This window comes from Streptomyces sp. SM10 (assembly GCF_002910915.1).
Taxonomy (GTDB): Bacteria; Actinomycetota; Actinomycetes; order Streptomycetales; family Streptomycetaceae; genus Streptomyces.
The window spans coordinates 1-9,462 of the sequence record NZ_NEUF01000152.1 but is presented as its reverse complement, the minus strand read 5'-3'; the positions used below and the strand labels follow the sequence as shown (position 1 = coordinate 9,462).

General features: G+C 72.4%; 10 protein-coding genes and 2 pseudogenes. 2 read left to right on the top strand and 10 right to left on the bottom strand.

All coding sequences use genetic code 11. The features are described from left to right. Window positions 1-383, bottom strand: a pseudogene (locus B9S57_RS24095) (hypothetical protein); the annotation flags it as partial. Between B9S57_RS24095 and B9S57_RS35730 the strand changes: the two are divergent. Beyond that, window positions 367-468: pseudogene (locus tag B9S57_RS35730) on the top strand (short-chain dehydrogenase/reductase SDR); the annotation flags it as partial. The pseudogenes B9S57_RS24095 and B9S57_RS35730 overlap by 17 nt on opposite strands. 26 nt (window positions 469-494) lie before the next feature. On the opposite strand, the gene B9S57_RS24085 reads toward B9S57_RS35730, so the two are convergent. The 9 genes from B9S57_RS24085 to B9S57_RS24045 are packed head-to-tail and all read right to left on the bottom strand — an operon-like array spanning window position 495 to window position 8,046. Then, on the bottom strand, window positions 495-1,511 hold the full coding sequence (locus tag B9S57_RS24085; RefSeq protein WP_103517694.1) for an aromatic ring-hydroxylating dioxygenase subunit alpha: 1,017 nt from the start codon (window positions 1,509-1,511) through the stop codon (window positions 495-497). 2 nt (window positions 1,512-1,513) lie between these two features. After that, window positions 1,514-1,738: a recombinase-like helix-turn-helix domain-containing protein gene (locus B9S57_RS24080; protein WP_103517693.1), complete on the bottom strand. Its 225-nt coding sequence runs from the start codon at window positions 1,736-1,738 to the stop codon at window positions 1,514-1,516. Between the two features lie 29 nt (window positions 1,739-1,767). Next, the gene (locus B9S57_RS24075) at window positions 1,768-2,703 is read right to left on the bottom strand and encodes a PDR/VanB family oxidoreductase (RefSeq protein WP_103517692.1); all 936 of its coding nucleotides are present in this window, start codon (window positions 2,701-2,703) and stop codon (window positions 1,768-1,770) included. Window positions 2,704-2,741: 38 nt separating this feature from the next. After that, the gene (locus B9S57_RS24070) at window positions 2,742-4,367 is read right to left on the bottom strand and encodes a thiamine pyrophosphate-binding protein (RefSeq protein ID WP_103517691.1); all 1,626 of its coding nucleotides are present in this window, start codon (window positions 4,365-4,367) and stop codon (window positions 2,742-2,744) included. A 12-nt stretch (window positions 4,368-4,379) separates the two neighbouring features. Then, window positions 4,380-5,168, bottom strand: a complete 789-nt coding sequence (locus B9S57_RS24065; protein ID WP_103517690.1) for an SDR family oxidoreductase — start codon at window positions 5,166-5,168, stop codon at window positions 4,380-4,382. A 19-nt stretch (window positions 5,169-5,187) separates the two neighbouring features. Beyond that, window positions 5,188-5,943, bottom strand: a complete 756-nt coding sequence (locus B9S57_RS24060; protein WP_103517689.1) for an SDR family oxidoreductase — start codon at window positions 5,941-5,943, stop codon at window positions 5,188-5,190. Beyond that, window positions 5,936-6,457, bottom strand: coding sequence for a cupin domain-containing protein (locus B9S57_RS24055; RefSeq protein WP_103517688.1), 522 nt, complete (start codon window positions 6,455-6,457; stop codon window positions 5,936-5,938). Before B9S57_RS24055 ends, B9S57_RS24060 begins: the two co-directional genes overlap by 8 nt. A 9-nt stretch (window positions 6,458-6,466) precedes the next feature. Next, window positions 6,467-7,252 carry an alpha/beta fold hydrolase gene (locus B9S57_RS24050; protein WP_103517687.1) on the bottom strand — a complete coding sequence of 262 codons (786 nt, stop codon included), beginning with the start codon at window positions 7,250-7,252 and terminating at the stop codon, window positions 6,467-6,469. Next, on the bottom strand, window positions 7,249-8,046 hold the full coding sequence (locus tag B9S57_RS24045) for an aspartate dehydrogenase domain-containing protein (RefSeq protein ID WP_103517686.1): 798 nt from the start codon (window positions 8,044-8,046) through the stop codon (window positions 7,249-7,251). The genes B9S57_RS24050 and B9S57_RS24045 overlap by 4 nt, the downstream gene beginning before the upstream one ends. 242 nt (window positions 8,047-8,288) lie before the next feature. Here B9S57_RS24045 and B9S57_RS24040 point away from each other — a divergent pair. Beyond that, window positions 8,289-9,462, top strand: a 1,174-nt coding sequence (locus B9S57_RS24040) for an IS110 family transposase (RefSeq protein ID WP_103514727.1), incomplete at its 3' end; no start/stop codon positions are given.

The window sequence follows — 9,462 nt, the reverse complement described above, 5'->3', positions numbered from 1 at the left end:
CACGGCCGCCGGGTGCGGGCCGCCTCGGAGGGAGGCGCCCACCTCGCCCACGGCGCCGTGCGGCCGGCCGTCTCGCCCTGCCCGCGCCCGACGATCGAGTCGAGGATCTCTCCGACCCTGATCGCGGTGTTCGACAGCAGGGACGACGTGATGCCGTGGGTGTGTTCCGTCCCGCCCTGCAGATGGACACCGCACCGCAGGGACGGGTCGGCCGCCACGCGGTAGTCGCGCTCGAACCGGACCCGCCCCTGGTCGTCGAGCAGGCGGTGCTCGCCGACCTCACCGACGAGCCCGAGCGTGTCGGCGGGAAGACGGCCGGTGGCGTGGACGACCACGTCGGCGTCCAGCGTCGTGCGTTCGCCGGCGACGGGGGCCTCGACCGTGGTTGCCGAGATCATCGTCCGCATGGCCCAGGTGGGGCCGGACGCGCCGACCGGCGGCTACGACGACGTCTCGGGCCCCTCCCCTGGTGAACGCCCACGCGCTGCGGCCGCTCAGGCACCCGCCGTCGACTGGGTCTCGGCGGCCGCACGGTAGAGGCGGCGCAGCCGGACCACGCCCAGGTCGTGCTGGTAGAGGTTCTCGCGCTGGTCGGCGTCGGCCGGCATGGCCTCCAGCATGACGCGGTCCTGTTCCAGGACGTCCCAGTGACGCTGCTCGATCAGTGTCCGGTACAGGAAGCGCCAGGACGCGCGCTGCCAGTCCTGGACCCGGCGGTAGCGCCAGAAGAAGACACCGCTGCGGCGCTCGTCCACCGGGCAGACCATGCCGACGATGCCGAACGGGCCGCCGGGGCCGGCCGAGGGCGGGTACGGGATGGAGAGGTCGACCCAGTCGACGCCGGTGCGGCAGAGCTCCACCCAGTCGAAGTTGACGCCGCGCTGGTCGGTCTTCTCGAAGAAGTAGCCGCGGCCGGTCTCCCTGATGCGGAACCTGGCGGTGGTGTCGCCGTCGAACATGGTGTGCGAGTCGTGGTGCAGGAACGCCCCGTGCATGGGGTCGAGCAGGTTCTCCACGGCGTACCGCCAGGGCGCGTCCCACTCCGCGTAGCAGAGGATGGCGTCCACCTCGGGGTCGGTCAGCGGCTCCGGCAGGGTGAGCTCGGCGGGCTCGGGATGCTCCTCGTCGCCGAAGTAGGCGAGGATCGCGCCGGCGACCTCGCGTACGGGCAGCGAGGTCACCAGCTTCTTGCCCTCCAGGCTGCACCCGGGCAGCCCGGGGACGGAGGAGACGGTGCCGTCGGACTCGACCTCGACTCCGTGGTACCAGCAGGCGACCCGGTCGCCGAGGTGCTTGCCGAGGGAGAGGGGGGCGCCGCGGTGCGGGCAGCGGTCGGCGAGCATGGAGAGGGCGCCGTCGGAGCGGCGGAAGAGCAGCCACCGCTCGCCGAGCGCGGTCACCTTGCGCATCGCTCCGGGAGCCACGAAGTGGGAGGGGACGACCGGGTGCCACTGGTTGCGCAGGCCGGTGGCGTAGATGTGGTCCGCGGTGGCGGAGGACGACAGCGTCATGGTCAGGCTCCCAGTCGGTTCATCTCGGCGCGGAAGGACTCCTCGGTCCACGGGCTGCCGTCGGCGGCGTGGACCTGCCGGGTGTTGAGCCCGCGTACGACGTCGGCGAGTTCGTGGCCCTCGCGGGTGAAGACCTCTTCGAGGGTGGCGGCGAGCTTGTACTCGTAGGGGGTGGGCTCGTGTGTACGGGACTGGTGGACGTCCAGGTACGGCCAGGTGTCGGTCACGGTGTCTCCTGAAGGTGCGGGGGAAGGTGTCACAGGTCGAGGACGAGCCGTCCGGAGGCGCATCGCGAGACGCAGATCATCATCGAGGTGCCCGCGGCCCGTTCGGCCTCGCTGAGCAGGAAGTCGCGGTGGTCGGGGGTGCCTTCGAACACCCGGGTCTCGCAGGATCCGCAGATCCCGTCGCGGCACGAGTGGTCCACGGTCAGTCCGGCGCTCTCGGCGGCCTCCAGGACGGAGGTCCCCGCGCCGACGGTGAGCGTCAGCCCGGAGGCACGGCACTCGACCTCGAACGCCTCGTCGTCGCCGGCGCGTTCCACCGTCGGCGCGGCGAACCGCTCCAGGCGGAGCCGGTCGGCCGGGCAGCGCTGCTCGACGGCCGTCAGGAGCGGTTCGGGACCGCAGGAGTACACCAGGGTGCCGTCGGGGAGCCCGGCCAGCGCGGTGTCCAGGTCGATATGGCCCCGCTCGTCCTGCGGCACGAGGGTGACGTCGCCACCGAGCGCCTCGAGTTCACCGGTGAAGGCCATGGAGGACCGGCTCCTGCCGCCGTAGACCATCCGCCACGCGGCGCCCCGCCGCGACGCCTCACGGGCCATCGCCAGCAGGGGGGTGATCCCGATTCCACCGGCGACGAACACATAGGCGTCGGCGTCCTCCAGCTCGAAGCGGTTGCGCGGCTCGGAGACCGTGATCTGCTGGCCGGGCCGCAGCCGGGTGTGCACGAAGCGCGATCCACCGCGCGACGCGGGCTCGTTGAGCACGCCGACGCGGTAGACGTCCGGGGTGTGCGGGTCTCCGCACAGACTGTACTGGCGGACCTGGCCCCCGGCGTGGACGTCGAGGTGCGCGCCGGGGGTCCAGGCGGGCAGGGGTTTGGCGTCGGGGTGGATCAGCTCGACGGACAGTACTCCTTCGGCCTCCCAGGTCATACGACGGACGGTCAGCCGCAGCGATGCCTCGCTCATGGGCAGTTGCCTCCTTACCGGCAGTTCGGGCGGCCGGGCTACTGGCCCGGGATCCGCACGGGCGGGGTGAACGGACTCTTCATCGGGCCGAGGGCGTCCAGGTCGACCTCGACGAGCGTGGGGCCGTCCGAGCCGATGGCCTCGGTGAGCACCGGCCCCGCGTGCTCCTGCGCGGTGATGCGCGCGTACGGCAGTCCGCAGGCGCGGGCGAGCAGGTCGAAGTCCGGTGTGGTCAGGTCGACCCCGGAGCGGCGGTCGCCGTGGTGGTCCTGCATGTTGCGCAGGACTCCGTAGCCGCCGTCGTTGAAGACGATCAGGGTGAGGCGGGGCCGCTCCTGGGCGAGGGTGAGGAGTTCGCCGAGGTGGACGGCGAGGCCGCCGTCGCCTGCCATCACGACGGTGGGCGCGTCGGGCCGGGCGAGCGCGGCGCCGATGCCCATGCCCAGCCCCTGGCCGATGCCTCCGCCGCGCGGGAAGACGTTGTCCTTCGGGTCGTACATCTCCAGCAGCCGGTTGCCCCAGCTGCTGGAGGGGATGGTGACGTCGCGCGCGACGACCGCCTCGCGGGGCAGGGCCGCGCGGATCGCGTCGCAGATCGCGGCCTGCGGGCCGATGGTGTCGTGCAGGATCGCGCGTACCTCGGTGCGTACGGCGCCGACGCGGTCGGTCCAGCCGGGCTCGGCGGGGACCGCGTGCGGCAGGAGGCTGTCCAGGGCCGCTCCGGCGTCGGCGAGCAGCGGGTGGGTGGCCGGGTGGACCCTGCCGAGGGCGGCCGTCTCGACGTCGATCTGGATGTGGGCCTCGGGCAGGTCCAGGGTGTAGTCGGAGGTCTCGTTCGACCGGAAGTGCGTGCCGATGGTCAGCAGGACGTCCGCGTCGGCGAGCAGGGCGCGTACCGCCGGTGTGGTGGCGAAGTTGCCGATGACCTGCTCGTGGTCCTCGGGCACGCTGCCGCGACCGGAGTTCGAGGTGATCAGACCGGCGCCGGTGGCTTCCAGCAGGGCGGCCAGTTCGCCGCGTGCGGTGTTCGCGCCGCCGCCCGCCCAGATCAGGGGGCGTCGGGCGGAGGCCAGGAGGGCTCCGGCGGCGGCGAGTTCGGTCGTGTCGGGTGCGATGGGGGCGAGCGCGGCGAAGAGGACGGGCTCGTCGGTCTGTGCCGCGTACTGGAGGTCGATCGGCCACTCGACGCTGGCGGGGCCGCCGGGCGCGGTCAGCGCCGCGCGGGCGGCCTCGCGCAGGATCCGGCCGGCCCCTCGGGCGTCGGGGATGCTCGCGGCGTAGGCGGATACGGCTTCCAGCATGCCGAGCTGGTCCTTGGTCTCGTGGATGAATCCCCTTCCGCTGCCGAGGAACTCGCTCTCCACCTGGCCGGTGACGTGCAGCACGGAACTGCCCGCACTGAGCGCCTCGATCAGGGATCCGGCGGCGTTGCCCGCACCGGTTCCGGTCGAGGTGAGGGCGCAGCCGAGGGTGCCCCGGGCACGGCCGTAGGCGTCGGCGGCGTTGACGGCGGACGCCTCGTGCCGCACGGGCACGAACCTCAGTTCGCGGTCGACGGCTTCGACGAGCGGCAGGTTGTGGACGCTGACGATGCCGAAGACGGTGTCGATGCCGAGTTCGCGCAGGACGGTGACGAGGAGCTCGCCTCCGTTGTCGTGACGCATGGTGGTGTCTCCTCAGAGGATGGAGCGGCCGACGCCGCCGCAGACGTCGATGCCGGTGCCGGTGATGTAGGAGGCGCGGGGCGAGAGCAGGGCGACGACCGCGTACGCGACCTCCTCGGCCCGCCCGAGGCGGCCGAGCGCGATGCCCCGGTCCCCGGCCAGTTCCGCCTGCCAGTCCTCGTACGACAGGCCGGAGTCCGCGGCCGCGTGGCGGCGGGTCCACTGGCCGGTGTCGACGAGTCCGAGGCAGACGGAGTTGACCCGGATCCCGTCACCGGCGAGTTCGGCGGAGAGGGACTTGGAGAGGTTGAGGATGCCGGCGCGGGCGGCGCTCGTCGTGATCAGGCGGGGCTCGGGCTGCTTGGCGAGCACCGCGTTGATGTTGACGACGCTCGCCTCTCCGGAGGCGGCCAGATGGGGGCGCGCGGCCTGAAGGGGGTTGAGCACCCCGGCGAACTTCAGCTCCAGTTCGTCACGCCAGTCCTCGGCGGTGGAGTCGTCGAGTCCCTTCATCCGGGACTGCCCGGCGTTGTTGACCAGCCCGTCGATACCGCCGAACTCCTCGGCGGTGCGGCGGACGAAGCCGCGTACGGCGTCGGCGTCCCGTACGTCGCAGACGCCGGTCAGCAGTCGGCCGCTCGGGGCACCGAGGCCGGCCGCCGCCTCCGCGAGCCGGCCGGCGTCGCGGCCGCAGGTGGCGACGCGCGCACCTTCGTCGAGGAGGGCGCGGACCGTGGCCAGGCCGACGCCCGAGCTGCCGCCGGTGACCATGATCGTGCGGTCGGCGAGGCCCAGATCCATAGTTCGTGTCTCCTGCGGTTCAGTTCATGGTGAAGCCGCCGTTGACGGCGATCACCTGTCCGGTCAGATAGCGGGATTCCTCGCCGAGCAGGAAGGAGACGGTCCCGGTGAGGTCGTCGGGCTGCTGCGGCCGGGAGATGGCCCGGTTCACGCGGTAGAGGTCGTGCCGCTCGGCGGGCACAGTCCCGGTGGCCTCGCACTCGGTGAGGCCGGGGGCCACGGCGTTGACGGTGATCCCCTTCTCGCCGAGCTCGCGCGCCATCGCGCGGGTCAGCGCGATGACGGCGCCCTTGGAGGCGATGTAGTGCGCGAGGCGCGGCGAGCCGTACAGGGCCGCGTCAGAGGCGAGGTTGACGATGCGGCCGGGACCGGTGAAGAGCGGGTGGAGGGCCTTCGACACGAGCCAGGGGCCCCGGGCGTTGACCGCCATCAGCCGGTCCCAGACCTCGATGTCGATGTCCTGGAACTCGCGTCCGCCGACGCCGTTGGCGAGCGCCGCGTTGTTGACCAGGCCGTACAGCGGGCCCAGCTCGCGCACCGCGCCGGCGAGCGCCTCCACGGAGGCGGGGTCGGCGACGTCGCAGCGTACGAAGTGGGCGTCGAGGCCCTCCGCGCGCAGCTCGGAGGCTGCGTGCTCGCCGCGCTGTCGTTCCAGCTCGGCGAGGACGACCCGGAAGCCGTCGGTGCCCGCCCGGCGGGCCGTGGCCAGCCCCAGGCCACGGCCCGCTCCGGTGACGACGACGGTGCGCCGGCCTTCCGGGGGCAGGTCAGCCACGGGTCACACCGTGCATCGGCGAGTACGCGGGGTAGGTCGGCACCTGCGGCTTCTGCGTGCCGATGACGACGCAGAACAGGGCGTCGGTGTCGCCCTCGTTCTTCAGCGACCGGGTCACGCCGGCGGGGACGACGATCATGTCTCGGTAGCCGAGGGTGCGGTACTCGGCCTCGTCGGCGCCGCGGTGGATCCCGACCTTGACCTCGCCCTCCAGGACGAAGAAGGCCTCCTCGACGTCGTGGTGGGTGTGGGCCGGGCCCTCGGCGCCGGGCGGCAGCAGCATGTTGGAGAAGGTGAAGCCGCCGGAGGGGAGGATCCGGCTGTCGCTCTCGTGGTTACCGGTGGCACCGGAGCCGACATAGCGGATCTGGCCGCGGCGGAACTGCGCGCCGGCCTTCTCCTGGAAGGAGAGGGTGTCGAAGTCGGCGACCCGGGAGGCCTTGGAGGCGATGAGGGAGTCGGTGTACGCGGACAGATCGTCGCCGTTGTCGTACGCGTCGGTGGTCAGAGGCATGGAAGGCTCCTATTCGGGGATTGCGGCGGTGATTCGGAGGTGGGAGAGGACCCAGGCGTCGAAGTGCCCGGGCTGCTCCTGGTTGGACAGGTGACCGGCGTCCTTGACGATCACGTAGGCGGTCCTGTGGATGGCCCCGGCGATGGCCTGGCTCGCCTCGGTGCCGGTGACCCGGTCCTCCTCGCCGCAGAGCACGAGGGCGGGGGCGGTGATCGAGGGGAGTTCGGCGCGGAGGTCGGCGGAGGCCATGGACTCGGCGGCGTAGGCGTAGCCCGGCAGCCGTACGGAGCCGGCCATGGTGTCCACGACGCGGCGCACCAGGTCGTCCGGCGCGGCGGGCGAGACGAGACGGGGGCCGCGGGCCTCGGCGAAGGCCCGGGGGCCGACCGCGGCCAGTTCGGCCGCCCTGGCACGCATGCCCTGCGCCTTCGCCTCGTCCGTGCCCGATCCCGGGCTGGAGTCGGCGACGATCAGGGAGGCGACGAGCTGCGGATGACGGGTGGCGAGCCGGAGCGCGATCACACCGCCCCAGGAGACGCCCAGGACGTGGGCGGTGGAGGCGCGCTCACGGATGAGGGCTGCGGCCGTGTCGGCGTAGTCGTCGAGGCTCATCGGGCCGACGGGGTCGGGGGACTTGCCGTAGCCGGGGGCGTCCCAGGCCACGACCCGCGCGCGGGCGGAGAGTTCGGCGAGCTGCGGGGCGAAGGCGGCCGAGGAGGAGCCGATGCCGTGCAGGCAGAGCAGCAGCGGGCCGTGGTCGCCCGCCTCCTCGACGTGGACACCGGGGGCGCTCACAGGATCTGCCCGGTCCGGCCGGCGAGCGCGGCGAGGCTGCGCAGCACGGCGTACGGCACCACCTGGCTGGTGGCGGGGTTGCCCGGGTCGGGCAGGTGCGCGACCTCGAAGCGGTACGTGCCGTGTGCGCCGGACGCCTCGATCACATGGCGGGTGTGGTGCGCCGCCGGGTCGGCGACGACCTGGACCCGCACAGCGTCCAGGTCGCCGACGGCCAGTGCGACCGAGGCGGCCACGTTCGTCGACTTGGGGAATCTGACCGGCACGTCCCGGGCGGTGCCGGACATGACCTCGACGGGTCCGGTGGCCGTCCGCATCCGGTCCAGCAACTCCGCTTCCATCCAGGGCTGTTCGAGGGTGGACGGCAGCTTGGTGGTGGTCAGCCGGACCGCGTCGAGCGGGCCGAGGGAGCGCACGGCCTGGAGCAGGTCGAGTCCGCCGACGGCGCCGCCGGTGAAGTACACGCGGCCAGGGCCTGCGGCCAGCAGCCGCTTCGTCAGCTCGTCGTCGGTCAGGGCGCCGGTGGAGGCGATCAGCAGATCGGTGCCGGAGGCCAGGACCCGCTCGCCCCACTCGCGCACGACGCCCTGTCCCGCGGCCTCGACGACCAGGTCGCAGGCCTCCATGGCCTCCTCGAAGGTGGCCTGGCGCACGGGGGCCCCCTCGCCGAGCGGGCGGTTGTCGACGACGCAGACCAGCTCGGCGCCGGTCACCCGGCCTTCGGCGAGCGCGGCCCCGACCACCCGGCCGATGGCGCCCCAGCCGACCACGGCGACCTTGCGTACGGTGCTCATTAGAGGACCATCCCTTCTGCAGCCCTCTTCGGTAGGGTTGTGACCTCTCGGTCCCGGTGGGTGCATGGCCAGTAGTGCGAGCCGTTCGACGGCCAGCATGAGTTCCGCCAGCCCCGCCGGGCCGAGGCCGTCTGATCGGCTTCAGGGACACGCCCCGCAGAGGGCCGATTAATGAGCTCCCGGCAGACGACCTCACCACCACCGGGCAGGTGCTCCGTCGACGTCACAGGAGTACTTCTTTCGTGTTCATCGGATGGGACTGGGCGACCGAGACCCATGACGTCACCGTCATGGACGACGCCGGAAAACGCGTGGACCGGTGGGAGTTCGCCCACACCGAAGAGGGATTCGCCAGGACCCTGGCCCGGCTGGGGAAGCACGGAGCCCCGGCGGATCTGCCCGTGATGATCGAGACCAGCCGCGGCCTGGCCGTGGACCGGCTGCTGGTTGCCGGCCACCCGGTGGTGCCCGTGCATCCCAACGCCTTCCACGCCATGCGCCCGCGCTGGGGCGCCAGCAAGGCCAAGACCGACGCGGGCGACAGCATGAAACTCGCCGACTACCTGCGCACCGACGGCCACTTGCTGCCCCGGCTGGAGCCCACCGAGCAGGCCACCCTCGATCTGCAGGCCCTCACCCGGACCCGCGCCGACCACGTCGAGGCCCGCATCGCGGCGGTCAACCAGCTTGCCGCGCTGCTGGACATGCACTGGCCCGGAGGCAAGGCCGTGTTCGCCAACCTCGACAGCGACATCGCCATGGCCTTCCTGGAGCGCTACCCCACCCCGGCCTCCGCCGCGAGGCTTACCGCCGGACGCCTCGAAGCCTGGTGCAAGCGCCACGGCTACTCCGGCAGGAAGCCCGGAGGTGTCCTGATCGAACGCCTGCGGACGGCCCCGAAGGCGGCCTCCCGCCTCAGCGAGGCAGTCGTCGAGCAGCTGGTCCAGGTCCAGGTCCAGCTGGTGAAGGGCATCCGCACGACCATCCGCACGCTGGACAAGACCATCGCCGAGGCGGTCGAAACCCACACCTACGCGCCGCTGTTCGCGACGATGCCGCGCATCGGCAGGGTCAGCCTCGGCCAGATCATCGGTGAGATCGGCCCGCTCCTGGAACGCGCCCGCACCAGCGAGCAGCTCATCGCCGAGGCCGGGGTCGTCCCCGTGACCCGAGCGTCGGGCAAGTCCCGCACCGTCGCCTTCCGCTTCGCGACCAACCGCAGAGCCCGCGTCGCCCTGACCGCCTTCGCCGACAACAGCCGGCACGGCAGCGACTGGGCCGCGAAAATCTACAACGACGCCCGAGCCCGCCAGAAACGACACCCCCACGCCATCCGCATCCTGGCCCGCGCCTGGCTTCGCGTGATGTGGGCCTGCTGGCGCGACGGCACCTGCTACGACCCCGCCATCCACCAGG

Excerpts from the sequence above, each read along its gene's own strand:
- B9S57_RS24085 (WP_103517694.1), bottom strand. The coding sequence starts at position 1,511 with ATGACGCTGTCGTCCTCCGCCACCGCGGACCACATCTACGCCACCGGC.
- B9S57_RS24075 (WP_103517692.1), bottom strand. The coding sequence starts at position 2,703 with ATGAGCGAGGCATCGCTGCGGCTGACCGTCCGTCGTATGACCTGGGAG.
- B9S57_RS24070 (WP_103517691.1), bottom strand. The coding sequence starts at position 4,367 with ATGCGTCACGACAACGGAGGCGAGCTCCTCGTCACCGTCCTGCGCGAA.
- B9S57_RS24065 (WP_103517690.1), bottom strand. The coding sequence starts at position 5,168 with ATGGATCTGGGCCTCGCCGACCGCACGATCATGGTCACCGGCGGCAGC.
- B9S57_RS24055 (WP_103517688.1), bottom strand. The coding sequence starts at position 6,457 with ATGCCTCTGACCACCGACGCGTACGACAACGGCGACGATCTGTCCGCG.
- B9S57_RS24045 (WP_103517686.1), bottom strand. The coding sequence starts at position 8,046 with ATGAGCACCGTACGCAAGGTCGCCGTGGTCGGCTGGGGCGCCATCGGC.